The organism is Azospirillum sp. CT11-132 (assembly GCF_047302835.1).
GTDB lineage: Bacteria > Pseudomonadota > Alphaproteobacteria > Azospirillales > Azospirillaceae > Azospirillum.
Genome location: NZ_JBGLZA010000005.1, coordinates 745,379 through 771,818, shown reverse-complemented (window position 1 = coordinate 771,818; position 26,440 = coordinate 745,379). Strand labels below are relative to the sequence as shown.

The following is a 26,440-nucleotide window of genomic DNA, read 5'->3' as shown; positions in this document are numbered from 1 at the left end:
CATTTCTCCCGGTTGCAGAGTATTGTTCTTGATTCTCTGCGGATTTATCGGACTTCGACGTTCGGTTTCAGCTTTTCGATGTTTGGTGGATCGACGGCATCCGGATGAGATCACCCAGGCGGGCATAGGTGGGGCCGGCGACCCTGGCGATAGGATCGAGTGCCGCCGTTTCGACCTTGCCGTCCGCAACCAACCCATCGCGGAGATGGATGACCAGCACCTCGCCGACCAGCAGGCGGCTTCGCGTCTCGCCGAACTCAACGCAGTGCCGGAACCGGCATTCCATCGCCACCGGCGCTGCGGCGACACGCGGCACCGCGATCCGTTCGCCGGGCACGGTGTCCAGTCCGAGCATCTCGGCCTCGCTGACGTCGGGCGGGAATTCGACTGCACTGCGGTGGACGACATCGATCAGCGGGCTGTCGGCGATGTGGACCACGAACTCGCCCGTGCGCAGGATGTTGTTGGCGGTGTCCTTGTAGCTGCCGGCCTTGTGGCCGACGCTGATTGCAAGCATCGGCGGTTTCGGCGCCACAAACGTGAAGGCGCTGAATGGAGCCAGGTTGACGCCGCCCACCGGCGAAATCGTCGTCACCCAGGCAATGGGTCGGGGGACGACCAATCCAGTAATCAGGCGATAGGACCGTTCTGCATCCAGATTCTCGACGGCAATGCGCATTGTGATTTCTCCACGGAAGCCGGGAGCTGTCCGCCGGCAACCGCTGCGGAAAAGATTGTTTGGAGTGCGATTATTCTGCTTTGCTGATTGCAGGATCTCACGATCGGCCGGAGCGGCCAATTGAAAAGCGGCAAAACTGTCCATAATGTGGACTTCATGTGAAGCAAGCCGGAATTTGGAAATGGACGGACCCGATGATGGTCATGGCGATCCTGTGGATCGGACGGCGGATGCGCAGCCAGTAGACGGCGCGCAGAGCATCCGCCGGGCGTTGACGATCCTTCGCATTATCGCTGAGGGCCGCGATGCCGGTGTGTCGCTGTCGGAAGTGGCGCGCGTCACCGAGATCAGCCGTCCGACGGTGCACCGGATCGTCCGCGTCCTGCTGGACGAAGGCGTGGTGGAGCAGAAGCCGAGAAGCCGGCGCTACGCCATCGGTGAGCAGGTGCCGCTGCTGGCATTGGCACGGTCGTCGCGGTCGCCGCTGCTGGCGGCGGCGCAGCATCCCCTGGACGAGCTGTCGCAGATCTTGGGCGATACCCTGTTCCTGACCATCCGGACCGGCCTGGACACGCTGTGCATTGCCCGCCGCATCGGTCCTTTCCCGATCCAGGTCATTTCGCTGGAGGTTGGCACGCGCCGCCCTTTGGGGGTCAGCAGTGCCGGCATCGCGCTGCTTTCACAGATTCCGGCCGAACAGGCTGCCGAAATCCTGGAACGCAATCGCGAGCGCTTCAAACGCTACCGCACGGCGGAGGAGACTGCCGCCGCCGAAGTGGCCGAGGCGCGCAGACTGGGGTTCTGTATCCGTAACATTGGCCTTGTGCCGGGGACCAAGGCGATCTCGGTGGCCTTCACCGGACCGGCCGGCAGCCCCCAAGCTGCCCTGACCCTCGCCGCGGTACAGCGGCGGCTGACCGCAAGGCGAGAACCGGACGTGGTCGATAGGCTCCGTCAAGGTGTGGAGGATATCATCGGCAATCTGGTAAGCCGGAGGAGCTAGTTGTCAGGTTGCGACACCTCCTTGGCACGACCTTGTTGCACCGAGGCCTTCAGTTGCGGCGTTCGGGCTATCGCGGTAGAAGGCCAGCCCTTCGCTCTCGTGCTGGTTCGGTCATGCTGTTCAAAGCCAATGCATCCCGCCGCCATCACATTCCGAAGCAGCGCCATCGGGTTCGCAACTGGGCGGGGTATGACGCGGGGCTTCGGGCGCGCGGCAGCCTGGCGGTCTGGTTCACGCCGGAGGCGGTCGCGCGCTGGCGGGCGGAGACGCGGACCACGCCCGGCGGGCAGCGCCTCTACTCGGACCTGGCGATCACGACAGCCTTGACCTTGCGCGCCGTGTTCCGGCTGCCGTTGCGCCAAACCGAAGGCTTGGTCGGCTCCATCGTCCGACTGGTTGGCGTGGAGCTTGCCGTCCCCGACCATTCCACCCTCAGCCGTCGCGCACAGACCCTGCGCCTCCCTTCGGAACCGGTCTCATCGGGCGGCGCTGTGGAGCTGCTGGTCGACAGCACGGGCGTGAAGCTGTGCGGTCCCGGCGAATGGTCGGTCGAAAAGCACGGTACCCAGCGCCGACACGCGTGGAAGAAGCTGCATGTCGGACTGGATGCTGTGACCGGGCGGATCCTCGCGGCGACCCTGACCGACCACGGTGTTGATGACGGCTCGCAGGTCGGTGCTCTGCTGGACCAAGTTGAGGAGCCCCTTGCCGCGTTCGTGGCCAACGGGGCTTACGACCAGACCGGCGTGGCCGCAGCCGTGGCGGAGCACACGCTGGACGTCGCCGTGGTCGTGCCGCCTCGCTCCACGGCGGTGCCGAGCGCGAACGCCGCGACCGACCCAACGCAGCGCGACCAGCACCTTCAGTACATCGCTGAGCACGGACGCTTGGCGTGGCAGAAAGCCTTCCGGTACACCGTCCGCGCCCTGGTCGAGGCGTTCTTCAGTCACTGGAAGCGCGTCATAGGTGACGGTCTGCGGTTCCAAACCGAGGATCGGCGGAACGCCGAGATCGCCATCGCGGTCCGGACCCTGAACCGCATGCTCGACCTCGGACACCCGGACTTCATCCGCGTCGCGTAACCACGACGCCGGGAAAGGGCTTCCTGCAAGCGAAATTGACTCGCTGCAACAAAGTCCATGGTCACTCCAAACCGTTCTCTCATATTCACGAGGACAGTATGACCGGATTGACGTGGGTCACCGCCGCGCTGTGTGCCGCCACCTTGTCGCTGGTGGCATGCCAGACCTCCCGTTCCGTCGACCGCTCCCAACTCGCCGGTATCGCCCTGGCTGACAGGACCTATGCGGTCGAGGCGGCCGACTGGGGTATTTCGCCGCGCGGCACGCTGCTGGTCGGCCGCTATCACGCCCGCACGCCGACGGCGGTTCCGGGCGCGCGGACCGTCGCGACCGCGGACCTCTTGCGGCTGCTCACCACCGATCCGTCGGTGGTGCTGGTCGACGTACTGGGCGTGGCCGCCCATCCGGGCCTGCCACAGTCGGTCTGGCTGGTGGACGCGGGGCTGGGCAAGGGCTTCGACGAACCGCTGCAGGTCAAGCTCGGTGGCCGGCTGGCCCAACTTACCGCCGGCGACCGGCAGCGATCGATCGTCTTCTACTGCCTGTTGGCGGAATGCTGGCTGTCCTACAACGCCTCGCTACGGGCCGTTGCGCTCGGCTACCGATCCGTCCTCTGGTGCCGCGGTGGCATCGGGGCGTGGAGGGCGGCCGGGCTGCCGATGACGCCGGCCATCGGCAGTTGGTAGGCGACCAGATCATGCTGCCCTCCATTGCAAGGTCGGACAAACACGACATGCTAGCAGCTCCGATGCCGAGGAAAGAGGGGTATCCATACCGTCAGTTCATTCTGCGCACAGGCTCTGTTGCCATGATAATGCTCTTGCAATGGCTGCATGATCCCGCAATTCGCCGATGTGCCAACGCGGGTCCTACAACGCGGGAGAGACCCCGAACGCCCTGGCTCGCTATACTTCATGACGATACCGCAGCAAAGCCTGATCGGTCTCTCTGACCAAATCCGCGAATAAGTCAGTCGCTCTGCGATGACGCAGAAGCGGCACCGCCTGTCCGGCCCAAAGCGACATCAGGTCGGCTCGATCCTGCGCAATTGCTGCTGCTTTCAATTGCCCGGTCATCCAGCCCTGAATAGGATACGGCGCGGCGTCGCCCTCATAGGCGGTCATCGTGTCGGTGAAGTGATTGCGGATGGATCGGGCAAGCCGCCCCGAGAAGACCCGCGTTAGAACGGTCTCCCGCACCTCCTTGGAAAACATGGCCTTGCGTTGCGTTTCGCTTGCACCGGATTCTTCGCAAGCCAAGAATGCAGTGCCTACCTGAACGCCGTCCGCGCCCAATACCAACATCGATGCAACAGCTCTGCCGTCGGCGATTGCTCCGGCGGCAATAATTGGGAGCCGAACCCGGGTTCGGACGAGTTGGACCAATGCTAAGGTTCCGATCATCCCCTCTTCAGGTGCTTTCAGAAAGGCCGCACGATGCCCGCCGGCCTCCTGCCCGGTAGCGACCACGGCATCGAGGCCAGCCGCTTCGACCGCAACGGCTTCTTCCGGAGTGGTCGCCGTGCCGATTGTGACGATGCCGCGTGCCCGGCACGCGCGAATCACCTCGGGGGAAGGAACGCCGAAAACGAAGCTCAAAACCGGTGGTGATGATTGCAGCACAGCCTCGATCTGCTCGTCGAACACTTGGCCGAAGCGAGCTGGAGGTGTCGGCAGCTCCAGTTCGAGCGTTTCGAAGAAGGGGCGTAGCCGTTCCATTTGACGGTCGAACTGCGCCGACGTGAACTGGGACACTGCCGCATCGTGCCCGTCGACCCATAAATTGAGAGCGAAAGGCTTCGACGTTTTGGCGCGCAGCGCGTTCACTGTGGCGACGATTTGCTCCGGCGGTAAATGATGCGCGCCAAAAGAGCCTAGGCCGCCCGCTTGGGAAACGGCAGCCGTGAGTTGCACCGAAGAAAGTCCTCCGCCGAACGGACCTTGTATGATGGGAACATCGATTGACAGGAGGTTTGTCAGTGAGTTTGTTTTCCACATGTCTTTGGCACTGCCTAAATGGCGTTGGAGAGGAAGTGACGTGATCCCGGCATAAGGTTCCGTTGCAAAGATCGACATCCGATGCGGTTAGCCGAGGAGGCTGCGTCTTCAGGCGGCCTGAGCGGGCATGTCGTTTGCCGGGATGGCGGTGACCTGCCTTTTGCGGACCATCGCCAAGATCTCGTAGCAGACGATCGTCCGGTGTGTGGTGTGGAAGCTCTTGAAGCCGAGCCGCGTCGTGTTCGACGGCCACGCCGCGGCCAGCCGGCGTCTGTTCCAGGTCACGGTGGTGGATCGGGACCTGAAGGGTACCAGCGCAGCATCCAAAGGATCACCTCCGCCGTGCACTGCCAGCTCTTGAACGGATCCTTCTTGGACCGCATCCCTCTGTCACCCCAGTCGTCGAAATGGGCTGGGTCTTGACCGATCGCCGCCCCGGCGCAAACGCTACATAGAACCTGTGGCGATGATTTCCGCACTTCTGGTCGTCCAGTCGGATGGAGCCATCAACTGAACTCCTTTCCATTCCGAAGGGGATAATAGGCGACCCCGATGCCGATGCTCTGAGCGGGTTCTCGTCATTTGACCTGCTTCGCCAGCAGGCCGGGCAGAAGGAGTTCAGGGGAGATGCCGAAGCCCATAGTGTGATAGCCGGTACGATTGGGGTGCAGCTTGTCGCCGGGACCTCCCGTTGTCGATTCGGGAACGAATTCAGCCTTCAGGCCACCTGATCGCGGATCGGTGGCGATCGCGTCGAAATCGATCACTGCGTCGAACAGGCCCGCGGTCCGGATAAAATCGTTGAGGGCCTTGCGTTTTTCATCCTGCTCTGTGAATCCATGCGCGCTGCTGGTGCTGCCCAGGGCGCTTACCACCGTCGCGCCGACTACCCTGATGCCCTTGGCGCGCAGTTTGGCTACGGCATTGCGCATGCCGTCCTGAACCGCTTCCACAGTCGCATTGCCGTTCTTGCTGAAGTCATTGATCCCTTCCAGCCAAACGAACGTCGTGACACCGGACAGGCTGAGCGCGTCGCGTTCCAGACGTTGCGTCGCAGAGGGGCCTCCAGGGAACGGCTTTTTCGGCCCGTATTCGGCCGGTCCGGCCACCTGATTTCCGCCGATCCCACCATTCAGGACGCCGACGCGATTGGCGCCGTAGATCTGCAATATGCGGCGCGAGAGAAAATCTGGCCAACGGTCATCGGCGTTCATTGTCGATGCCGTGCCGTCGGTGATCGAATCGCCAAAGGTCAGAACGACAGGAGTGTTGGCTGGAGCCTGCACGTCGAGCGCGTCGAGGAAAAACCACGAAGAGGTGGAATAGGCGAACGCCCGCTCATCCTCCTCCGCTCCGCTCGCTCCGCTGCTTGGCGGTGTGAGGTAGGATGTTTGCATGGCCTTGGCATGCCACGTCATCGGGCCGCTCTCACCGGCGACATGAAAGCTCACTGCCAGCTTCCGCCCTTGGAGGAGCGGAGCCGTGGGGTCGGCCGCTCCGGGCAGGTCGACCGGGTCGCTCCAGATCGAGCCGCCCGGCTCGATCACGATATTGTCGCGTCCGCCGAACCTGACCTCTCGATTCGTGCCGGGGACGATAGCGGCGGCGCCCAACTGGACGCCGATATGGACGCCGTCGAAGGTGACCGGCTTCGTCCCGAACGCATTGGACAGGCGGATGCGCGCCTGCCTGCCCCACAGGCTCGGCCGGACGATCAGGCGAAAGGTCTGGTCAACCGCACCTTTCTCTGAGTCCGGGAACGCATAGCGCTGATCGGGCTGGGCAGATGGATTTCCCACCGGATAGGGTCCCTGCACCGGGCCAACCCAACTGGTTTTCCAAACAAGAGCTTCGCTCGACTGGGCTATGGCCAATCCTGGAACAGAAAGGAACAAGAATGCAATGAGGCCTAGATTGAGCTTCTTGGATATCATGGTTACCTCCCTTACTGATTTTGCAGTCGCGCTCATGTAGTGTGTATTCACTGCGCGCGATGAATGTCGATATCCGGAGCGTTTTCTTGGAAGTGTATATAAATCGCTCGTTAATCCAATTGTGGGAATCCACAGTATTGGTATAAATAACAATTATACCCATATATTTGATAAGCTTGCGAAGCTTCTTCTTCGGTGGTAACGATCCGCAGCTCGGCTTCGAAGGCCCTGGCTGGGAGTGTTCAGGCGTTCAGGTGATCTTTCATTCGCCGCAGCCGAGCGGGGGCTGGAAGCTACTGTAGATCCCGATGCGCACTTGACGAGCGATGGTTGACCTCGGTCGTCAGGGAATGTGCCGATCCGTTCGGCGCGCCGTGATCGTCGCGGCTGGGAAAGGGAAGCACTTACCAGCGCATCGACATCAATCTTGCCAACAAGCCGGACAGGTTCCTCTCCATGTCGCCGACGGGCAAGACGCCGCTCCTGCGGGTGCGGGTGGATCAGGGCGCCGAACATATCCTGTTCGAAAGCGCCGTGATCGCAGAGTATCTCGATGAGATCGCACCAAGTCCGCTCTTGCCTGCCGATCCTCTTGTCCGTGCCCGTCACCGGGCCTGGGTCGAATTCGCTTCGTCGACGCTTGCCGACATTGCCAAGCTTTACACCGCGCCGGACCAATCGGTCTATCAGGCGAAAGCGGAAATGCTGCGCCGCCGCTTTACACAAGTCGAGCCGGCGTCGACGGGTCCGTGGTTCGGCGGTGAGCGCCTTAGTCTTGTCGATGCTGCCTTCACAGCAATTTTCCGATATTGGACGCCTTCGAGCGGTTGCTGGGGCTGCAACTCGCGTCCGACCTCCAGAAGGTCGGCGGATGGCACTCTGCCAACGGCCGTCAGTACGGAGCGCAGTGGTCGCGACCACCCCGCGCGATTGGACGTCTTCATGCGAACCAGCAACGGTCATTTGGCCGTATTGTGGAGTCAGTAGCCCTGTTCCGGCTCGGGCGTTGCGAACTTTGAGTGGATCAAGCCGGCAGGACGGCTGGTCTCCGGAGCAAAGCCAAGTTGGCTTCGCTGAATATCTGGCATTTGAGACGTTTAGGCTGCTGAAAAACACCCTTCCTGTCGCGGCGCGGTTGTGATTCGCTTGCCTTATGGCGGTCAGGCGAGGTCACGGGGATGCGCGGACGGCAGTCGCATCAGGGCGCAATGTTCAGCTACGTGTCGCTGGAGGAGCGGGTTCCCGCGAAGCATCCGCTGCGGGCGATCCGGGCGGTTGTGGACGAAGTGCTTGCCGGCATGGCCGGCGCGTTCGCCGGGCTCTACGCCAGCACCGGGCGGCCGTCCATCCCGCCCGAACAGGTGCTCAAGGCGCTGCTGCTGCAAGCCATCTACTCGATCCGCTCGGAGCGTCAACTCGCTGAGCAGATCGACTTCAACCTGCTGTTCCGCTGGTTCGTCGGGCTGGGCGTGGACGATCTGGTCTGGCACCCGACGGTGTTCACCAAGAACCGCGACCGCCTGCTTGACGGCGACGTGGCCGGCGCTTTCCTAAGCGCCGTGGTGGCGCACGCCAAAGTGAAGGGCCTGCTCTCCGACGAGCACTTCTCGGTGGACGGCACGCTGATCGAGGCGTGGGCCAGCGTGGAAGGTTTCCGGCCGAAGGACGGCGGTGGCGAGCCGCCGGGGCCGGGGCGCAACGGCGAACGCGATTTCCATGGCGAGCGGCGCCGCAATGACACGCACGCCAGCGTGACGGATCCCGAGGCCCGGCTGTTCCGCAAGGGACGCGGCAAGGAAGCCAAGCTCAGCTTCATGGGACACGTGCTGATGGAGAACCGCAACGGTCTGGTGGTTGGGGCGAGGTTGACGCAGGCCAGCGGCACCGCCGAGCGGAGCGCCGCGCTGGACCTGATCGGCGCCATGGAGGGCCGGCACCGTATTACGGTGGGTGCTGACAAGGGCTACGACACGGCGGATTTTGTGGCCGACCTGCGGGCACTGAAGGCGACGCCACACGTAGCGCAGAACACGTCGGGGCGGCGTACGCGCATCGACGCGCGCACCACTCGGCATTCCGGCTACGAGGTGAGCCTACGCTGCCGCGAGCGCATCGAGGAGGTGTTCGGCTGGGTCAAGGTGGTGGCCGGTCATCGCAAGAGCCGCTTCCGCGGCACGGCCCGGGTGGGTTGGGCTTTCACCTTCGCCACGGCGGCCTACAAACTGATCCGGCTGCCCAAGCTGCTGGAGGCGACACCATGACGGCGGCGCGGCGCTGCAAGGCGCTCGGCAAATGGCGCCTCACCGAAGCCGACCAGTGGGACCGCGCGTATCTCGATCTGGTCGAGCCGGCCTACATCTGTTTCGACGAGAACGGCCGTGGCGAGATGGTGTTCGGTGCTCTTCAGGCCGGCTTGGTGTGCGAGACCGGCGTCAGCATCATCTTCTTCGACTTCGAGGGCGACGACGAGATGACGCCCATCCGCGGCACCGGCACGGCCGAATTGGCCGAGAATGGGAGCCTCGAGGTTGAAATCAGCATCCGCCACGGCGACGAGATCCAGCTCAAGGCTCATCGCTGGTAGCTTTTTCAGCGGCCTGTTAACCTGGATAATTCACCAGAGCTGAAGCTGGGGCGGCGGGCGTGAGGTTAAGCCGCTGAATTCGTGTATGATTCTGGTGCTGAAGCAGTCTCACCACGGATTAACGGAGTTCACGCCCGCCATGACCGAGAGTACCGGGGTTCTGCCCGGCTTGTCACCGGTTGCCGGCAAGCCGGTCCTCGCCGCCTTCGATGGCGGCCGTCTCACCTCCGACGCCGGCGTCCTGCTGCTGGCGGAGATCGACCGGCGGCTTGGGATCTGCGAGCGTCTGGCGCGCTGCATAGAGGATCCACGCGCTCCCGAGCGCATCCAGCACACGCTGTCGGAGATGATCCGCTTCCGCGCTCTGCTGATCGCCGCCGGCTACCCGGATGCCAATGACTGCGATACCCTGCGCAGCGATCCCGCCTTCAAGATGGCGGTCGGGCGGCTGCCTGAAAGCGGCGCCGATCTGTGTTCCCAACCCACGATCAGCCGGTTGGAGAACCTGCCCGGCCCAGTGGCCCTCAAGCGCATGATGGCAGCCATGGTCGACCTGTTCTGCGACAGCTTCGCCACGGTGCCTCGGCGCATCGTGCTGGACATCGACGACACCGAGGATCGCGTCCGCGGCGCCCAGCAGCTCTCGCTGTTCCACGCCCATTACGATGGGCGTTGCTTCCTGCCGATGCACATCTACGAGGCGACGACAGGCAAGCCAGTCGCCGTGATCCTGCGGCTTGGCAAAACCCCGGACGGCGCCGAGGTGGCGTTGGTGCTGCGCCACATTGTGCGCGCCATCCGCGCCCGCTGGCCGCGCGTCGATATCCTGGTGCGCGGCGACAGCCATTACGGCCGCCATGAGGCGATGAGCTGGTGCGAGCGCAACCGTGTCGGCTAAGTTTTCGGCCTGGGCGGCAACACAGTCCTGCTCAGGCGGGTCACCGGTCTGGCTGAGGACGCCGCGATGGGCCGGATCGCCGGCGAAGCGGACAAGGTCCGGCGCTTCGGCGAACTCCGTTACGCCGCCCGCACCTGGAAGGTCGAGCGGCAGGTCATCGCCCGGATCGAGGCGTCGGCCCAGGGCACCGACAGCCGGTTCATCGTGACCAACCTGGCCGGCACGCCCAAGGCGCTGTACGAGACGATCTACTGCGCCCGCGGCCAGATGGAGAATTTGATCAAGGCGCATAAGCTGCACCTCGCCTCCGATCGGACCTCGTGCAGCAAGGCAACCGCCAATCAGTTCCGGCTGCTCATCCACACCGCCGCCTATTGGCTGCTGCACACCTTGCGCGGCTTGGCGTCGAAGGCATCGTTCTGGCGCGAGGCGCAGTTCGACACGCTGCGCCTCGGCCTCATCAAGGTGGCGGCGCAGGTCACCGAGATGAGGACCCGCATCAAGCTGTCGCTGCCGACCAGCTTTTCCTACCAGGAAAGCCTGACGATGCTGGCGGCCCGCACCGTCAAGCTGCCGCCGTGAACGCCGGGGCGACGTGCCCCTGAATAAACCTATCCCCGCAACCCTCCAGCCCCGTCATGCCGCGCCATTGGCGCCCCCTATCGACGCGCCTTCGGGCCGCCGTTCCAAAACGCTGATGAATGATCCGGGTTAAGGCGGTTGATCCGCCTCTCCACCTGCCCGCTGCTCCATGGTAACGTGAGTGCTACTTGGCCGGTGGCTCGGTCCTGCTGCAATCCATCTCACGCAATTTATCAAAATTTTCAACATTCATTCTAACAAGGAAAGCAAACTGCGACGCCCCTGGCGCAGCAACAGAATATTACGTCTCGTAATATGTATATAACAAACTTTTAGGTATATTTCTTATGAAATTTATTATAGGTTCGTTTTCGCAACGGATATCTATTTAAATGTCATTTACTCTCTAATGAATAGTCGGTGTGCAGGAGCGGTGCATTTACAATAATTCGACATAGCAATGTGCTTATGAAGGGGAGAGGTGCATTATACAAGCGCTGATTGTATCGCGTATAACGTAGGATTAAAAACAAATTTACTATTATTGATGGTAGCCCATCCGACGTTTTCTTTCAAGGAGAGTGCGACGATGACGGACTTGATCGTACGGCCGTTTCAGATCGCCGATCGAGAAGCTTGGCAAGTGCTGTGGCGTAAATATCAAGCTTTCTATAATTCAATTTTATCAGATGCTTCTGTTGAACTTGCTTGGACGCGCCTCCATGATCCTGAAGAACCGATGTATGGCGCGGCGGCAGTCCAAGCGGAAACGATTGTAGGCATTGTACACTGGCTGCACCACAGATCCTTTTGGACGGCAGGAGATTATGCCTACCTTCAGGATCTGTTCATGTGGCATAGAACTAGGCACCAGGACTAGCTGTGGTTTCTGTCCCCTTACTCATCCTTCCCTTTGGAGGCTGGATGCTCTCTGGTCATGATGTTTCCCCTTCAGAGCCCCCACAACTCACGGTGACATGGCTGCCTTTTCATGCCACCCAACACCAGTGATCATTGGTCAGTCTGTTTCCTGAGGGTTTTAAACTTGTGCACCCCGAGCTCTAGGCAGTGACTGGTTGGACTGTGCCCCCAAAAGAAGGGCATTGCCATTTATTCTGAGGCATGGTTTGAGCACCGTGCTAGTGTGCTTTCCCCGAAGGCTCAGTACCAGTTGGTACTTTGTTCTTGCCTGTTTGTTTATTACTAGACACTGTGTAACCAGTGAATGGCATTTGTTGGCATTCTACCTTCTCTGTTGTGTGAAATATATGGCTGGCTGCCTACATATGTCTCTTTTTCTCAACAGTGCAAAGAACTTGTCACCAGTTTATTTGCCACAGATTACCCTGAAGGTGGCGGCACCTTGTTGAGAGCAGTCTCTTCTGATTTTAGGTGAAACATGTGCTAAGTGTTGAGATGCCTACCTGGCAGCATTTCTTCTCTTGTTGTGTGGGCCAGATCAATGGACTTGAGCTTTGGACAACATGGACCTTCTGTGGTGGGTCCCCTGGTTTCGATCATCCAGAACTGTGATTTAGTACCTTCTCCCCGTGTGTGCGCGCGCGCGCGCACACACACACACACACACACACACACACACACACACGCACGCGGGGCGGACCGTGTCTGTTGTTTGTTTTTCTGTCTGTTGTTTGTAGAGGTGAATGCCTGCTGGATGGCTGAGATTCCTTTGATCTGGTGTTCGGCGGGGCCTATGGGGCCTTCTGTGGACGGTGCCCACCCGCGTGAGCACCTGTTGTGCAGGCCTGGCAGCTTCACTCGCGCGGCCCCCGGCCTGGCTCCCCGCGGCTGGCACCGCTGTCGGCCTGCCTGCCTTGTCTGCCAGCGCGGCCACCTACCTTCCACTGGGCTGGCCGTGTCGGGCTGCCTTCCACCCCTGCCACCCCATTTACCAATGGACACATTGGTTTGGAGGGGTATTCTGTCAATTATTTTGTTATTTTTTTGTTGATGTTGCCCCATAACAATTTCTTGTAGTATTTGGTCGTCAAAGTCTAATGTTCAGTGTGCATATTTGATTGAGCACTTTTTGGAGGATTTTTGGTGATGTTGCTTTTACCCGTTTCCCTTTACAGCTTTTACCGGGGGAAATTCTCTCTCTTTTTTTTTTCTGATGATCTTTGCTCGATGTCATTTCCCACATATGCTTCAGCTTCTTCTGATATATATAGTTCCATTTTCAGCGTCTGCTGTTAGCGTCTAAATTTTTATTTACTCTGTTGCTTTTAGCTTTTGCTTATTGAGCAGTGTTTGGTATGCTTTTTACCCTTTGTTTGCTGTTGATCCCAGATATCGATTTTTTGTGTTGTTTTTTTTATACAAAATTGCCAGTAGTCTCCCCCCACGGTTGGTGTGCAGGCGGAAAAGCAGAGAATGTCAGTGCAGGAGGCTGTGCACACCATCTGCCTGCAGGAGCTTTTGAAACTGCCCCCCCACCGACATGGCCCCCACCCCAGCGTGTGCTGCCCCGAGCCGAATAACACCCCCCCCCCTTGCCCCCGCCCGGGGTGGGCTGGAGCTGTGTTGCCTGGACGCACGCGGGCGCCCGGCCGCCTGCCGTTCCCCCGCCGGCGCGGGCACACACGCGCGGATGTGGTGGTCCCCGGTCCCCTGTGGTGGTCTCTGTTAGGCAGGACTTGTTTCTTCAGCGCCCGGCAGGCACTCGGACCCCGTGCCGTCTCAGAGCTTTCTGGCGCCCCATGCCCCCCCCCCGGCCCTTTGCAGCAGCCTTCTGCCCGCGTAGGGAGGGTCGCCGCCCAGCCTGGGCTGGCAGAAAATTCTCTAAAGCTGAGGAGCATTCTGGATGCATTTGCTCCCTGTTCGCCATTACTCGGGTGATGCCGTGTGGTCGGAGATGCGCATGAGCCATTCTCGATACAGAGCATATCCAAGTTACTGACGCTGATCCTGGCGCTCTGCCGCGGCGGAGATGAAATTTGGCAAAGTGTCGGCAAAGAACCGTCGGGGACGCCATTCAATTTTCTGGCACAGCTTGAACTGGAGAGTGGCTTTCCCCGCAACCCCTTTATCAATGCCGGTGCATTGGTCGTCACGGACTACCTGCTGAAGAAGCTTGGGGCAGTCGCGCCGGTGGTTCGTGATTACGCCCGCGCATTGTCGGGAAGCACAGACATAGACATCAACCGCCAAGTAGCAGTTTCTGAATTCAAACATGCTCACAAGAACCTCGCCATCGCCCACCTTCTGAGTACCCACGGCATGATCCACAGTGCTCCTTCGGCCCTCGTGGAGGAATACTGCAGCCAATGCGCCCTCGAGATGAGTTGCAGCCAGCTTGCCCGGCTGTTCCTTCCTTTGGCAACCGGGGGATTTTCTCGCATCCTCGGTGAAACGGTGATGACGCAGCGGATCGTCCGGCGGCTCAATGCCCTGCTGATGACATCCGGCGTTTACGACTCGGTGGGCAGCTTCGCTTACCGCGTCGGATTGCCGGCCAAGAGCGGGGTGGGAGGCGGAATCGTCGCGATCGCGCCTGGGAAATGCTCCATTGCCGTCTGGTCACCTGGTCTCGACCGATCAGGCAACTCCCTTGTCGGAACACTGGCCCTCGAACTCTTCGCGCAGAGGACCAGATTGTCCGTTCTTGGCTGATCGCCACCACGGTGGTCGCAGCGGGCGAATGGGGCTGGCCATGGAGATGGGCCACGTTGACGTGCCAACCATCACCGATGGCCTCCCCGCCAGATCATGCCATCAGCTTGTGGGTCAGTGCCTGTACCGAGTTTCCCAGGCGCCCCGCCGAGACGTTGAGTTGTTCAGCGGCGTTCAGCACGCTGCCGACGGACAGCTTCGACACCTCCGCGGCCTTCAGAACTGCAACGATGTCATTTTCCAGATCGGTGGTACCCGCTGCGGCGCCACGCACCGTTTGCGAGATCTCGCCCGTCGCCTGTGATTGTTGGCTGACCGAGTTGAGGATAGCCTGGGACACCGAGGCCATGTCACGCACCACGTTGGCAATGGCGTCGATCGAGCCGGAGACATCCTGCGCGGACGTTTGGACCGACGTCAGCACGTCCGAGATCGTCGCGGTGGCTTCCAAGGATCGCGTGGCCAGCCGCTTGACTTCGTCAGCCACGACCGCGAAGCCACGGCCGGCCTCGCCCGCACGACTTGCCTCGATGGTGGCGTTCAATGCCAGCAAGTTGGTTTGGCCCGCGATTTGGCTGATCAACGAGATCGCATCGCTTATCCGTCCCGCCGACGTCATCATTTCTCCCATCCGTAGCGTGGCGGCATCCGCCTTCGTCGAAGCGTCGTCCGCCACTACAGCGGCGTGGGCCGACTGGCGGCTGATTTCCTGGATCGAGGCGGACAATTCCTCCGCTGCACCAGCGATCGCCTGCATGTGATCGCTGAGCTGGGAACTCACCGACCGCACCGCCACCGCTTGGGTATGGGCCTGCGCGGTCGCTGCGTCCAGCGTTTCGGCAGAGCGACGGATGCCGTCCGCCGCGTCGACGACACCTGTGACCGCGTCCGTCACGGTGGTCTCGATTGCCTGCGCCAGCGAACTGGTGGCATCACGCCGCTCGCGCTCGGCCTGTTCACGCAGCCGTTGACGCTCCAGCTCCATGTCTTTCAAACGCACGGCGGTGTCGCGGAACACGAGCAGTGCGCGGCTCATCGCCGCGATCTCGTCGTGGCCTTCCGTCGATATTTGGGTGGCGAGATCCCCTTCGGTCACCGCAACCATCCGGACCTGCAACTCCCGCAGACGGCGCAGCACGAGGCGGCCGACGTAAGCATAGCCGAGCAGCACGGCGGCGGCGGTCCCAGCGATGGCCAACACAATCACCATAACGGCCCCGTCCTCGGCGGACGTCCGTGCCTGAAGGGCCGCCTGGTCGACGCTGGCCCGGCTGATCTGAACCTTGGTGTCGATCAGGCCCGTCAACCTCGCCGCCTCGTTCCGGCTGTCGTCCAATGCCGCCGACAGGGCGACATGGGTGTCGGCCAGAGCCGCCGCCGCCGAGAATGGAGCCGAGGCGGCGAAGCGGTGCAACTTGTCGATGTTTTCCTCAGCCACCGCTCTGGTTGCTTCGTCCAGATCACGGAACGCCGTTTCCAGGGCCATCGCCTCGCGCCTGAAATCAAGTTCAACGCGCTTGACCGCTTCGCTGGTGCCCTCAAGGCTGGCCTGCAGCACCAGCCGGCGCAGCGCGCCCATGCTACGCTCCACGTCCGCAAAGCGAATGCCGCTGCGCCCCGCGGTGACCAGAAGGTCCACCGTCGTCTGATCCGACGCATGTCCCTGAGCCGAAGATGCCGCATAGTCGAAGTCCGAGCGCGTCAGCTCGATGCCTGGTCCCAGGCGTTCGCGCATCGTTTCCAGCAGGGACACAAGCTCGCGGCCCACTGCCTCCGCCTCGGTGCGGCGATAGAGCATCGTGGAGGTTGTGGCGTCAAGCGTGCCAATGGTCGCCGCCAGCCGGTCGAGTTGCACCAGAACGTCCTGGAACCCGAGCGCCCCTTTGGCGTCGCGCGCCAAGATCGTGCGGGCCAACCGACGGGCGAGGGCAATATCATCTTTTAGTTGGGTGGAAAGAGCGACCCGCTCCTCTTGGGAGCGCGCTGTCGGGATTGACGGAGCGAGGGTGGCGATCGCCTGTGCCCGAATTGACAATGTGAGGGCATCGGCGATCAACGGCACCTCGCTGGCGGCGAGACCGCTCAATCGGGCTTCCAGGCCTTGGAAAACATAGACAGATACGCCGGCAGATAGGATCAGTAACGCCGCGATGCCGAGGAAGGCGCCCCACAGCCGAACTCCAACACCGCCTCGGCGGAAACGTCCAACGGTCTTGTCCTGAACAGACATTGCCTATCCCCTTGTAAGCGTCATGCATAGATGCCCGGTATATTGGCAAATGGCTATAAAATGCCCTTTGCTGCGACGGCGGCGCACCGCTGTTGGTAAGTTGATCTCTATCATTTCAGAGAATGTCGAACAACTATCTTAAGCTGTTATTATGGTATAACGAATTTTCATATATTGTTTATTCGGAAGTCCGGAGTATCATCGGAAATCTGCACTTCCAAGCAGCAATCAGCCGCCTTGCATGTCAAAAGTTTCGCAAAGCAAGGCGGAAAGGGGGCATACCGATCTGGTAACGGAGATAGCGATGCGATTGAGCACCCTAGTTCTTTCGGCTGCGTTGATGACAGCGCCGCTGTTCACTGCCGATGCTAAGACGTTTCGATGGTCCAATGACGGTGATGTTGTGTCATTGGACCCGTATTACACCAACAATACCTTCCAACTTGGTTTTCTCGGCAACATCTATGAGCCACTGGCTCGCCGATCCAAAACTTTGACACTGGAGCCTGCGCTTGCCACAAGCTGGAAGCAGGAAGACGCCAATCGCTGGCGCTTTGTCTTGCGCCAGGGCGTCACCTTCCATGACGGCAGTCCTTTCACGGCGGACGACGTGGTTTTCTCGCTTGGCCGCGCAATGGCGGAAGGGTCGGATCTGCGGTCCAAGCTGCTTTCGATTGCGGAGGTGAAGGCGGTCGACGCGAACACCGTCGACATCATCACCAAATCGCCGAACCCGCTGCTCCCCGGCGATATCAGCTCCGTTTATATGATGTCGAAGATCTGGGCGGAGAAAAACAACGCCGTCAAGCCGACCGACATCAAGAAGAACGAGGAGAATTTTTCTACACGCAACACCAACGGCACGGGTCCTTTTGTCCTGAAGAGCCGCGAGCCGGACGTGAAGACCGTTCTCACCAACAATCCGGGCTGGTGGGACAAGCCGGAACACAATCTTACCGAAGTGATTTTCCAGCCGATCAAGGCGGCCAACACCCGTTTCTCGGCACTCGCGACCAATGAAATCGATATGGTCTATACCTTGCCGTTGCAGGATGTAGATCGCGTGAAGAGTGACTCTTCCTTGAAGCTGTACCAGGGGCCGGAGATGCGCACCATCTTCCTCGGCTTCGACCAGGGTCGGGACGAATTGCTCTATTCCAATGTCAAGGGTAAGAACCCCTTCAAGGATGTGCGGGTCCGCAAGGCGGTCTATCAGGCCATCGATATGGAGGCCATTCGTGCCCGTGTCATGCGCGGCGCCGCCACCCCGACCGGTTTGATGGTGGCGCCCACCGTGAACGGCTTCGACGCCGATCTGAACAAGCGCTTTCCCTACGATCCTGAGGCCGCGAAGAAGCTGTTGGCGGAGGCCGGCTATCCAACCGGGTTCGAGGTCACGCTTGACTGCCCGAACGACCGCTACGTCAACGACGAACAAATCTGCGTGTCGCTGGTGCCGATGCTCAAGCGGGCGGGCATTACGGTGAAGCTGAACGCCATGCCGAAGGTGAACTATTTTCCCAAGCTGGCGGCGCTCGACACGAGCTTCTACATGCTGGGCTGGACGCCCGACACCTATGATGCGCTGAACGTCCTGGCATCGATCATCGGCAGCCGCAACGATACGGGGCAGGGCGGCTACAACTACGGCCGCTACAGCAACAAGCGGATTGACGAGCTGATCGGTCAGATCCAGTCGGAGATCGATCCTGACAAGCGCAAGGCGATGATCCAGGAGACCTTCACCATCCATCGCGATGAGGTCGGCCACGTCCCGCTGCATCAACAGGCATTGGCCTGGGCCACCCGCGCGAATGTCCAACTCCACCAGCTCGCCGACAACACCTTCAATTGGCGGTGGGTCACGGTGAACTGAACAGCCGCAAACGGCATGAATGGAACCGACGGCTTTCGTCCCCTGCCGCCGCCGGCTCCATTCGCGCCCCCGCTCCCGAACGGGGGCGCACAACTCGGGCGGCGCCATCAGGATGTGGTGGCGCCGCTGGAGAGAGGGAACCATGATCTTCTTCATTGTTCGGCGCATTGCCGAAGCCTTTCTGGTGATGGGCGTCGTGGCGCTCATTTCCTTCTCCCTGTTCCGGTTCGTCGGTGATCCGATCAACAACATGGTCGGCCAGGACACCTCGCAGGCCGAGCGGGAGGTGCTGCGCACGCAACTTGGGCTGAACGATGCGATCGTGACCCAGTTCGCCCGCTTCGTCGCCGACGCTTCCCATGGCGATTTCGGCATGTCCTACCGCCAAGCGCGGCCGGTTGCGGAACTGATCGGCGAAAGACTGCCCGCCACCCTCGAACTTTCGGTCGTGGCCAGCGTCATCGCCCTGGTGCTCGGAATGGTCCTCGGCGTCTATACCGGCTTGCACCGCAAGGGCTTCCTGTCGCGCTTGGTGATGGCCGGATCGTTGATCGGCATTTCACTGCCGACCTTTCTGATCGGCATCTTCCTGATCCTGATCTTCTCGGTCTGGCTCGGCTGGCTGCCTTCCTTCGGGCGCGGCGATGTCGTGCGGATCGGTGGCTGGAGCACCGGCCTGCTCACCGTATCCGGCTGGAAGGCCGTCCTGATGCCGGCGGTGACGCTGGGGCTGTTCCAGATGACGCTCATCATGCGGCTGGTGCGCTCGGAGTTGATGGAGATCCTGCGTACGGACTACATCAAGTTCGCCCGGGCCCGTGGCCTGCCGGACCGGAGCATCCATTTCGGCCATGCCCTGCGCAACACCATGATCCCCGTGATCACCATCACCGGGCTCCAGCTGGGTTCGATCATCGCCTTCGCGATCATCACCGAGAGCGTCTTCCAATGGCCCGGTCTCGGTCTGCTGTTTCTGCAATCGGTACAGTTCGCCGACATCCCCGTGATGGCGGCCTACCTGCTGCTGGTGGCGTTCCTGTTCGTCCTGATCAACCTGTTGGTCGATGTCCTTTACTACCTTGTCGACCCGCGCCTGCGCGGCCAGCTGGGAGGCACCCATGCCAAGACCTGACCTCATCAAGGGCCGGTTCGCCGCCTTTTGGAACAAAGACATCGTCTGGAGTTTCCGCTCGTCGCCGGTCACCGTGGCGGCGGCCGTTCTGGCCCTGATCATCTTCGTGGCTTGTTTCGGCGCCGCTTGGGTGGCCCCGCACAATCCGATGGACGTCGCGACGGTGGAGTTGATGGACGCCGGCCTGCCGCCAGTCTGGCAGAGCGGCGGCGATCCGCGGTTCCTGCTGGGAACCGACGTGCAGGGTCGGGACATCCTGTCATCCATCCTCTATGGCGGGCGCATTTCGCTGACCGTCGGCGTGCTGTCGGTGCTGTTCGCCGCGGTGCTCGGGATTACGCTCGGCCTGGTCAGCGGGTATTTCGGCGGGACGATAGACACCATCATCATGCGGATCGCCGAGGTCCAGCTCAGCTTTCCGGCGATCCTCATCGCGTTGCTGGTCGACGGCGTGGCCCGCGGCCTGCTCCCTGCTGAGCAGCATGAAGCAGTCGCCGTTCCCGTGCTGGTGCTGTCGATCGGCCTCAGCTTTTGGGTGCAGTATGCGCGCACGGTGCGGGGCAGCACGCTGGTTGAAAAGCAGCGCGACTATGTTTCCGCCGCCCGCATCATCGGGCTGTCGCCCGCGCTGATCCTGATACGCCACATCCTGCCGAACGTGATCGGACCGGTGTTGGTGATCGCCACCCTGAATTTGGCTTTGGCTGTGATCACGGAAGCCACGCTGTCCTTCCTGGGCGTGGGCGTTCCGCCGACGCAGCCTTCCCTTGGCACGTTGATCCGCATCGGCAACGAATATCTGTTTTCCGGAGAATGGTGGATCACGGTCTGGCCCGGTCTCGCGCTGATCCTGATGGTGCTGTCTGTCAATTTGCTGAGCGATTGGCTGCGCGACGCCCTCAATCCCAAACTGCGGTGACACGATGAGCCCACACACCCAATCCGCGCCGCTTCTCAACGTCGATCACCTGCGCGTCGAGTTCGCCACCCGACGAGGCGTGCTGCGCGCCGTCGACGACGTCTCCTTCTCCGTGCAACCGGGTGAAATCCTCGGCTTGGTCGGCGAGTCAGGGGCCGGCAAATCATTGACCGGCATGTCGATCATCGGCCTGCTCGATCCTCCTGGCCGGGTGGTCGGCGGCGACATCGAGTTGGAAGGCGATCGCATTTCCGGTCTGACCCCCGACGCTATGCGCCGGATTCGCGGTTCGAAGATTGGTGCCATCTTTCAGGATCCGCTCACCAGCTTGAACCCGCTCTATACGGTCGGCCGGCAATTGATCGAGACCATGCGCGTCCATCTCCCGATCACTCAAGCCGAAGCCCGCCACCGTGCGATCGAGCTGTTGAGAGAGGTCGGGCTGCCGGCACCGGACAAACGGATCGACCATTATCCCCATCAGTTTTCCGGTGGTATGCGCCAACGGGTGGTCATCGCGCTCGCCCTGTGCGCCAACCCCCGTCTCATAATCGCCGATGAGCCGACAACCGCGCTCGACGTTTCGGTCCAGGCGCAGATCATCCAGCTTCTGAAGCGGCTGTGCCGCGATCACGGCACCGGGATCATTCTGGTCACCCATGACATGGGGGTGATCGCCGAGGCCGCCGACCGGGTGGCGGTGATGTATGCCGGCAGGATCGTGGAGATCGGCCCGGTCGCGGATGTCATCCACGCGCCGAAGCACCCCTACACCATCGGCCTCATGGGGGCGATTCCGAAGATCGGCCAACGCGATGGCCGGCTGACCCAGATCGACGGGTCGATGCCGCGGCTGAACGCGCTCCCGCCGGGCTGCGCATTCAACCCACGCTGCCATCTGGTGACGGACCGCTGCCGGCAGACCCCACCCCCGCTTGCCTCGGTTGGGCGCAGCCAGGCCGCTTGCTGGGTCGCGGCCAAGGAGGTTCACGTCAATGTCCAATAACAAAGCTCCCCTCACTCAGCAGGGCACCGGTCCGCTGGTTTCCGTCCGTGACCTGGAATGCCGCTTCGACGTTTCGGCCCCGTGGGTGGTGCGCAAGCTGCGTGGACTTCCACGGCAGTCGGTGAAGGCGGTGGCCGGCGTCAGCTTTGAGATAAAGCGGGGAACCACCTTCAGCCTCGTGGGTGAATCCGGCTGCGGCAAATCGACGGTGGCCCGGATGATCGTTGGATTGTACCGGCCCGCGGCCGGCAGCATCCGCATCGGCGGTCACGATTTGGCGCGGACGTCGCCGGCGGAACAGGCGGCCTTGCGTCGGCAGATGCAGATGATCTTCCAAGACCCCTACGCCAGCCTGAACCCGCGCTGGCGCGTGCGCAACATCATCGCTGAGCCCATCCGTGCCTTCGGCCTGCTCGACGGCAGGCAGGCGATCGACCGTCGCGTGGACGAATTGCTGCGCCTGGTCGGTCTGGCCCCGTCGGATGGCGAGAAATTCCCCCATGAATTTTCCGGTGGGCAACGCCAGCGCATCTCGATCGCCCGCGCCCTGTCGAGCAATCCGGAGTTCCTGGTCTGTGACGAACCGACCTCCGCCCTTGACGTGTCGGTGCAGGCGCAGATTCTCAATCTGATGAAGGATTTGCAGGGTGAGCTCGGCCTTACCTACCTGTTCATCAGCCACAATCTGGCCGTGGTCTCATTCATGGCCCACCAGGTCGGGGTGATGTATCTGGGCCGGCTGGTGGAGGTGGCGGAAACCGACCGACTTTTCCGCAACCCACAGCATCCCTACACCCGGCTTCTGCTCGACACCTTGCCGGACTTGTCGATGGCGCGGCGCGACCGCCAGCCGATGGGTGGCGAGGTGCCCAACCCGATCAACCCGCCGACCGGCTGCAGCTTCCATCCGCGCTGTCCGCTCGCCACCGACCGCTGCCGCAATGAACGGCCGGCGGTCCGCGTGCTCAGCGATGGCAGCGAAGCCGCCTGCCACGCCGTCTCCTCGACGGTGGGGACGACGCCGGCCATGCCCCTCAGTATTCTCCGGAGAGTTTCATGACGAGCATCGAAATCCTGCGCCGTCTGGTCGGCTTTGACACGGTCAGTTCAAAGTCCAACCTAGCGCTGATCGATTGGGTGCGGGACTATCTCGAACGGCGCGGCGTCGCGTCCGAACTGGTCCACAACGAAACCGGAACCAAGGCCAATCTGTGGGCCACCATCGGCCCGGACCGCGACGGCGGCATCGTCCTTTCCGGCCACACCGACGTGGTGCCTGTGGAGGGCCAGCCATGGAGCAGCGACCCGTTCACCCTGACCGAACGCGGAGGCAAGCTCTATGGCCGGGGGACCTCGGACATGAAGGGGTTCGTCGCCGTGGCGCTGAACGCGGTCGACCGCTTCAAGGCGACGTCGCTCGACCGGCCGGTTCACCTGGCATTCTCCTATGACGAGGAGGTCGGCTGCCTCGGCGTTCCGACCCTGCTGGAGGCGATCCGGCTGCGGGGCATCCGACCGGCTGCGTGCATCGTCGGCGAACCGACATCGATGAAGCTGGTCGTCGGGCAGAAGGGCATCCTGTGCGCCGATGCCCATGTGCGTGGGCACGAATGCCACAGTTCGATGGCGCCGGACGGCGTCAACGCCGTGCAGTACGCTGCGCGCATCATCGATTTCATCCGTCAGGAGACCGAGCGGCGCTACAGGGAGGGGCCGTTCGACGAACGCTTCAACCCGGCCTCGACCACCCTTCACGTCGGCATGGTGCGCGGCGGGACTGCCTCCAACATCGTGCCGCGGGACTGCCATTTCACGGTGGAGATCCGCCATCTGCCGATCGACGACCCACACGAAATCCTGCAGTCGGTCGAAAACCATTGCCGCAGGACGCTGGAGCCGGAGATGCGCGCGGTGGCCCCCGACACCGGCATCACCCTGTCGGTTGTGAGCAAAAGCCCTGGCCTCGCCACGAATCCCGAGGCCGATATTGCTGCCGTCGTGCGCCGGATCACCGGTGACAACAACAGCTTCGCCGTCGCCTATGCCACTGAAGCCGGCCACTTCAGCGAAGCAGGCATTTCCACCATCATCTGCGGTCCCGGATCGATCGCTCAGGCTCACAAGCCAGACGAGTTCATCGAAATCTCCCAAATCGAAGCCGGTGACCGCTTCATGCAGGCCCTCGCCGATGCCCTTGGCCGAAAAGCGGCCGCCTGAGACCGCTCAGCGGATCACGAAGGCTGCGGCAACGGAATGTTCACAATTACGTCATGTAATGATCGAGGGCCGCAAAGGGACATCGGATGAATCTCCGCCAGCTTGAAGCCTTCCGTCTGGTCGTTTCGACAGGAACCACCGTTGCCGCTGCCCGGATCTTGAATTTGACGCAGCCGGCGGTCAGCAAGCTGATCACGGAATTTCAGAAATCGATGGGAATTCCGCTGTTCCGACGCGAGAATGGGCGTCTTATTCCCACCAACGAAGGGATGGCGCTGTTCGCTGAGGTGGGAAAGGCCTTCGCTTCGCTCGAAGCCATCACCGAATTCGCCAATCGGGCACGCGACGTCAAGACCGGCAACGTCAACGTCATCATCATGCCCAGCCTCGCCTACAATTTCGCCGCACGGGTCATCGCCAACGTCTCGCCGTTGTTTCCAGGCTATCTGTTCGACGTGGGGTTCGGCGAGGCGGCGAGTTACGGGTTGGAACGGCTTGAGGACAAGGCAGATCTCGTCTTGCTGCTGATGCCGGCCCATCTGCCCGGCGTCGATGTGTTCCCGCTGGTCGATGTCCGTTGCGTTTGCGTCGTGCCGCGCGGACATCGCCTGACCAACCGATCCACCATCGATGTTTCAGATCTCGACGGTGAATCGCTCGTGCTGATCAATCCGCTGTATCACTGGCGCCAGAAGCTCGAAGAGGTGTTCGCACGCGCCGGCGTCAAGCCCATCGTGCGGGCGCAGACAACCAGCAGCGCCCATGCCTGCGGACTTGCCGCGCAAGGTGTTGGAATTGCACTTGTCAATGAACTGATGGCCAACGAAATCAATTTTCAGACAGCAGTCATTCGACCCTTCACCCCGACGCTTTGGCAGACCGTGGCCTTGGCCGTGTCGAAAAACAAGCCGAAATCGGATGTGTTGGTTGCGCTGATCGATGCTTTCCGCTCCGTGGCGAGAGAGTATTCTTGAGTTGAAGGTGTTTGATAAAATATCATGTCCTGGATTGTGATTGCCTGAATCACTTATTTCCATTCAGGCAATGGAGAATTTGCGATCTTTGATATGTTCGTTTGAAATTACGGGAAATTGACCATGAGGGCATGTCTTTCAACTAATTAGCTTGTGCCTATCGCATCTGGCGGATGCACTTGTCGTCCATTATCCAGGCTGTCGGAGCGTAGATCGACATCCAAGGCCACACCATCGACCATGAATCCTCCCTGCTTCCGACAGGGGTGTGCTCCGTCTGATCTGCGAGCAACTTGTTCGATTTAAGTGAACAAAGTGGCCGACATATATTCGCTATCTTGATACATGCAAATAGGCGGATCATACGTGCGACAACTCATTCACGGTTCTCCGCTCATGCTCGATACAGAAAGTCAGACCAAAGGCCCATCGAAGCGGATGCTGGCGCTCAAGGATTTTGAAGCTGCGGCGAAGCGTCATCTTCCCCGTTCGATCTTCGGATATGTTTCGGGAGGCGTCGAAGACAACCAATCGCTCCGGGAAAATCGCTCTGCCTTTGCAGAGCATCACCTGTTGCCGCGGGTGCTGGTCGACGTGTCCCAACGGAGCCAGGCGGTAACGCTGTTCGGGCGGAAGTACGATACTCCCTTTGGCATCGCGCCCATGGGATTATCGGCGCTTTCCGCTTATCGAGGCGACATCGTCCTGGCGTCCGCCGCCAGGGCAGCCAACGTGCCGATGATTCTGAGCGGTTCTTCATTGATCCCTCTCGAGGATGTCATCGCTGCGGCGCCTGGAACCTGGTTTCAGGCCTATCTGCCTGGCGATGCGAAGCGCATCGACGCACTTCTCGACCGTGTCGATGCCGCTGGATTCGAGACGCTGGTGCTTACAGTCGATATTCCGGTCTACGGTAATCGCGAGAACAACATTCGCAATGGCTTTTCGACACCCTTGCGTCCTGGCCTTCGACTGGCCTGGGATGGCTTGACACACCCGCGCTGGCTTTTGGGTACGTTTCTGCGCACGTTGATGCAGCATGGGATGCCTCATTTCGAGAATTCCTTCGCCGAACGTGGCGCACCGGTCCTGTCGGCCAATGTGCTGCGCGATTTCAGCAACCGAGATCATCTGAACTGGCGCCATTTCGACCAGATCCGCTCGCGCTGGAAAGGCACCCTGATCATTAAAGGGGTGTTGAGCGTCGCCGATGCGTTGACCGCACGGGAAAGGGGGGCGGACGGCGTCATCGTTTCCAATCACGGCGGGCGTCAACTTGACGGGGTGTTGTCGCCGCTACGGGTTCTGCCGGAGATCGTAGAGGCCCTCGGCCGGTTTCCGGTCATGATGGACAGCGGCATTCGCCGCGGTACCGATATCGTCAAGGCCCTGTCCCTGGGTGCGAGGTTCGTCTTCGTCGGGCGTCCTTTCGCTTATGCAGCGGCCGTGGGGGGACAGGGTGGGGTACTGCATGGAATCCGACTGCTCCGTGAAGAGGTCGACCGCGACATGGCGTTGCTTGGCGTTCGCTCATGCGAGGAGTTGAGCCGGGACCTGCTGCGACCAACGGCATCGCCGTCCGATGGTGAATATTCCGCTTCGGTGCTGCCTGCAGCGATGAAGCCACCGACGCCGGCGGATTCGATGAGACCGCGCGGGCTGGCGAATTCGGCCACCGCCTAGTTGCCAAAGAA

The 26,440-nt window shown here is 61.2% G+C and carries 21 protein-coding genes and 1 pseudogene; 17 read left to right on the top strand and 5 right to left on the bottom strand.

The features are described from left to right. Nucleotides 1-67: 67 nt before the first annotated feature. A complete protein-coding gene (locus ACCD06_RS23170; RefSeq protein WP_413343820.1) occupies nucleotides 68-823 on the bottom strand; it encodes a flavin reductase family protein in 756 nt (251 codons plus the stop codon). 37 nt (nucleotides 824-860) lie between these two features. On the opposite strand from ACCD06_RS23170, the gene ACCD06_RS23165 reads away from it, so the two are divergent. From ACCD06_RS23165 to ACCD06_RS23155, 3 genes are all read left to right on the top strand, one after another. Then, nucleotides 861-1,682 carry an IclR family transcriptional regulator gene (locus tag ACCD06_RS23165; protein WP_413343818.1) on the top strand — a complete coding sequence of 274 codons (822 nt, stop codon included), beginning with the start codon at nucleotides 861-863 and terminating at the stop codon, nucleotides 1,680-1,682. Nucleotides 1,683-1,795: 113 nt separating this feature from the next. Continuing rightward, complete coding sequence (locus ACCD06_RS23160) at nucleotides 1,796-2,764, top strand: IS5 family transposase (RefSeq protein ID WP_413343816.1); 969 nt, start codon at nucleotides 1,796-1,798, stop codon at nucleotides 2,762-2,764. A 98-nt stretch (nucleotides 2,765-2,862) separates the two neighbouring features. Continuing rightward, a complete protein-coding gene (locus ACCD06_RS23155; RefSeq protein ID WP_413343814.1) occupies nucleotides 2,863-3,450 on the top strand; it encodes a rhodanese-like domain-containing protein in 588 nt (195 codons plus the stop codon). Nucleotides 3,451-3,669: 219 nt separating this feature from the next. On the opposite strand, the gene ACCD06_RS23150 is transcribed toward ACCD06_RS23155, so the two are convergent. The 3 genes from ACCD06_RS23150 to ACCD06_RS23140 all read right to left on the bottom strand — a co-directional run bounded on the left by ACCD06_RS23150 (nucleotide 3,670) and on the right by ACCD06_RS23140 (nucleotide 6,695). Continuing rightward, nucleotides 3,670-4,839: an NAD(P)H-dependent flavin oxidoreductase gene (locus ACCD06_RS23150; RefSeq protein ID WP_413343812.1), complete on the bottom strand. Its 1,170-nt coding sequence runs from the start codon at nucleotides 4,837-4,839 to the stop codon at nucleotides 3,670-3,672. A gap of 30 nt (nucleotides 4,840-4,869) precedes the next feature. Next, nucleotides 4,870-5,046 carry a hypothetical protein gene (locus ACCD06_RS23145; RefSeq protein WP_413343810.1) on the bottom strand — a complete coding sequence of 59 codons (177 nt, stop codon included), beginning with the start codon at nucleotides 5,044-5,046 and terminating at the stop codon, nucleotides 4,870-4,872. Between the two features lie 293 nt (nucleotides 5,047-5,339). Beyond that, on the bottom strand, nucleotides 5,340-6,695 hold the full coding sequence (locus tag ACCD06_RS23140; protein WP_413343808.1) for a GDSL-type esterase/lipase family protein: 1,356 nt from the start codon (nucleotides 6,693-6,695) through the stop codon (nucleotides 5,340-5,342). Nucleotides 6,696-7,082: 387 nt separating this feature from the next. Here ACCD06_RS23140 and ACCD06_RS23135 point away from each other — a divergent pair, with 387 nt between their 5' ends. The 6 genes and pseudogenes from ACCD06_RS23135 to glsA all read left to right on the top strand — a co-directional run bounded on the left by ACCD06_RS23135 (nucleotide 7,083) and on the right by glsA (nucleotide 14,392). Continuing rightward, nucleotides 7,083-7,682, top strand: coding sequence for a glutathione S-transferase family protein (locus tag ACCD06_RS23135; protein ID WP_413344083.1), 600 nt, complete (start codon nucleotides 7,083-7,085; stop codon nucleotides 7,680-7,682). 191 nt (nucleotides 7,683-7,873) lie between these two features. Next, nucleotides 7,874-8,956: an IS5 family transposase gene (locus ACCD06_RS23130; RefSeq protein WP_413343806.1), complete on the top strand. Its 1,083-nt coding sequence runs from the start codon at nucleotides 7,874-7,876 to the stop codon at nucleotides 8,954-8,956. Beyond that, nucleotides 8,953-9,279, top strand: a complete 327-nt coding sequence (locus tag ACCD06_RS23125) for a hypothetical protein (RefSeq protein WP_413343804.1) — start codon at nucleotides 8,953-8,955, stop codon at nucleotides 9,277-9,279. The genes ACCD06_RS23130 and ACCD06_RS23125 overlap by 4 nt, the downstream gene beginning before the upstream one ends. A 139-nt stretch (nucleotides 9,280-9,418) precedes the next feature. Beyond that, nucleotides 9,419-10,759: pseudogene (locus ACCD06_RS23120) on the top strand (IS1380 family transposase). Between the two features lie 589 nt (nucleotides 10,760-11,348). Continuing rightward, nucleotides 11,349-11,639 carry a hypothetical protein gene (locus ACCD06_RS23115; RefSeq protein WP_413343802.1) on the top strand — a complete coding sequence of 97 codons (291 nt, stop codon included), beginning with the start codon at nucleotides 11,349-11,351 and terminating at the stop codon, nucleotides 11,637-11,639. 1,985 nt (nucleotides 11,640-13,624) lie between these two features. Beyond that, nucleotides 13,625-14,392, top strand: coding sequence for a glutaminase A (gene glsA, locus ACCD06_RS23110; protein WP_413343800.1), 768 nt, complete (start codon nucleotides 13,625-13,627; stop codon nucleotides 14,390-14,392). Between the two features lie 94 nt (nucleotides 14,393-14,486). Here the strand turns inward: glsA and ACCD06_RS23105 are convergent, their stop codons facing one another. Continuing rightward, nucleotides 14,487-16,622: a methyl-accepting chemotaxis protein gene (locus tag ACCD06_RS23105; RefSeq protein WP_413343798.1), complete on the bottom strand. Its 2,136-nt coding sequence runs from the start codon at nucleotides 16,620-16,622 to the stop codon at nucleotides 14,487-14,489. Between the two features lie 304 nt (nucleotides 16,623-16,926). On the opposite strand from ACCD06_RS23105, the gene ACCD06_RS23100 reads away from it, so the two are divergent. From ACCD06_RS23100 to ACCD06_RS23065, 8 genes are all read left to right on the top strand, one after another. Beyond that, the gene (locus ACCD06_RS23100) at nucleotides 16,927-18,498 is read left to right on the top strand and encodes an ABC transporter substrate-binding protein (protein ID WP_413343796.1); all 1,572 of its coding nucleotides are present in this window, start codon (nucleotides 16,927-16,929) and stop codon (nucleotides 18,496-18,498) included. A 142-nt stretch (nucleotides 18,499-18,640) separates the two neighbouring features. Then, entirely contained in the window at nucleotides 18,641-19,630 is a 990-nt protein-coding gene (locus ACCD06_RS23095) for an ABC transporter permease (RefSeq protein ID WP_413343794.1), read from the top strand. After that, nucleotides 19,617-20,549: an ABC transporter permease gene (locus ACCD06_RS23090; protein WP_413343792.1), complete on the top strand. Its 933-nt coding sequence runs from the start codon at nucleotides 19,617-19,619 to the stop codon at nucleotides 20,547-20,549. The genes ACCD06_RS23095 and ACCD06_RS23090 overlap by 14 nt, the downstream gene beginning before the upstream one ends. 4 nt (nucleotides 20,550-20,553) lie before the next feature. Then, entirely contained in the window at nucleotides 20,554-21,555 is a 1,002-nt protein-coding gene (locus ACCD06_RS23085; protein WP_413343790.1) for an ABC transporter ATP-binding protein, read from the top strand. 85 nt (nucleotides 21,556-21,640) lie between these two features. Beyond that, nucleotides 21,641-22,615 (top strand): ABC transporter ATP-binding protein, encoded by a 975-nt coding sequence (locus tag ACCD06_RS23080; protein ID WP_413343788.1) that lies wholly within the window; start codon nucleotides 21,641-21,643, stop codon nucleotides 22,613-22,615. Continuing rightward, nucleotides 22,612-23,772, top strand: a complete 1,161-nt coding sequence (argE, locus tag ACCD06_RS23075) for an acetylornithine deacetylase (RefSeq protein ID WP_413343786.1) — start codon at nucleotides 22,612-22,614, stop codon at nucleotides 23,770-23,772. Before ACCD06_RS23080 ends, argE begins: the two co-directional genes overlap by 4 nt. Nucleotides 23,773-23,858: 86 nt before the next feature. Next, nucleotides 23,859-24,746: a LysR substrate-binding domain-containing protein gene (locus ACCD06_RS23070; RefSeq protein ID WP_413343784.1), complete on the top strand. Its 888-nt coding sequence runs from the start codon at nucleotides 23,859-23,861 to the stop codon at nucleotides 24,744-24,746. 396 nt (nucleotides 24,747-25,142) lie between these two features. Continuing rightward, the gene (locus ACCD06_RS23065) at nucleotides 25,143-26,429 is read left to right on the top strand and encodes an alpha-hydroxy acid oxidase (RefSeq protein ID WP_413343782.1); all 1,287 of its coding nucleotides are present in this window, start codon (nucleotides 25,143-25,145) and stop codon (nucleotides 26,427-26,429) included. Nucleotides 26,430-26,440: the final 11 nt, after the last annotated feature.

Bases quoted from the DNA above. Each gene is read 5' to 3' on its own strand.
- ACCD06_RS23170 (WP_413343820.1), bottom strand. From the start codon at position 823: ATGGACAGTTTTGCCGCTTTTCAATTGGCCGCTCCGGCCGATCGTGAG.
- ACCD06_RS23165 (WP_413343818.1), top strand. From the start codon at position 861: ATGGACGGACCCGATGATGGTCATGGCGATCCTGTGGATCGGACGGCG.
- ACCD06_RS23160 (WP_413343816.1), top strand. From the start codon at position 1,796: ATGCTGTTCAAAGCCAATGCATCCCGCCGCCATCACATTCCGAAGCAG.
- ACCD06_RS23155 (WP_413343814.1), top strand. From the start codon at position 2,863: ATGACCGGATTGACGTGGGTCACCGCCGCGCTGTGTGCCGCCACCTTG.
- ACCD06_RS23150 (WP_413343812.1), bottom strand. From the start codon at position 4,839: ATGTCGATCTTTGCAACGGAACCTTATGCCGGGATCACGTCACTTCCT.
- ACCD06_RS23140 (WP_413343808.1), bottom strand. From the start codon at position 6,695: ATGATATCCAAGAAGCTCAATCTAGGCCTCATTGCATTCTTGTTCCTT.
- ACCD06_RS23130 (WP_413343806.1), top strand. From the start codon at position 7,874: ATGCGCGGACGGCAGTCGCATCAGGGCGCAATGTTCAGCTACGTGTCG.
- ACCD06_RS23125 (WP_413343804.1), top strand. From the start codon at position 8,953: ATGACGGCGGCGCGGCGCTGCAAGGCGCTCGGCAAATGGCGCCTCACC.
- ACCD06_RS23115 (WP_413343802.1), top strand. From the start codon at position 11,349: ATGACGGACTTGATCGTACGGCCGTTTCAGATCGCCGATCGAGAAGCT.
- ACCD06_RS23105 (WP_413343798.1), bottom strand. From the start codon at position 16,622: ATGTCTGTTCAGGACAAGACCGTTGGACGTTTCCGCCGAGGCGGTGTT.
- ACCD06_RS23100 (WP_413343796.1), top strand. From the start codon at position 16,927: ATGCGATTGAGCACCCTAGTTCTTTCGGCTGCGTTGATGACAGCGCCG.
- ACCD06_RS23095 (WP_413343794.1), top strand. From the start codon at position 18,641: ATGATCTTCTTCATTGTTCGGCGCATTGCCGAAGCCTTTCTGGTGATG.
- ACCD06_RS23090 (WP_413343792.1), top strand. From the start codon at position 19,617: ATGCCAAGACCTGACCTCATCAAGGGCCGGTTCGCCGCCTTTTGGAAC.
- ACCD06_RS23085 (WP_413343790.1), top strand. From the start codon at position 20,554: ATGAGCCCACACACCCAATCCGCGCCGCTTCTCAACGTCGATCACCTG.
- argE (WP_413343786.1), top strand. From the start codon at position 22,612: ATGACGAGCATCGAAATCCTGCGCCGTCTGGTCGGCTTTGACACGGTC.
- ACCD06_RS23070 (WP_413343784.1), top strand. From the start codon at position 23,859: ATGAATCTCCGCCAGCTTGAAGCCTTCCGTCTGGTCGTTTCGACAGGA.
- ACCD06_RS23065 (WP_413343782.1), top strand. From the start codon at position 25,143: ATGCTCGATACAGAAAGTCAGACCAAAGGCCCATCGAAGCGGATGCTG.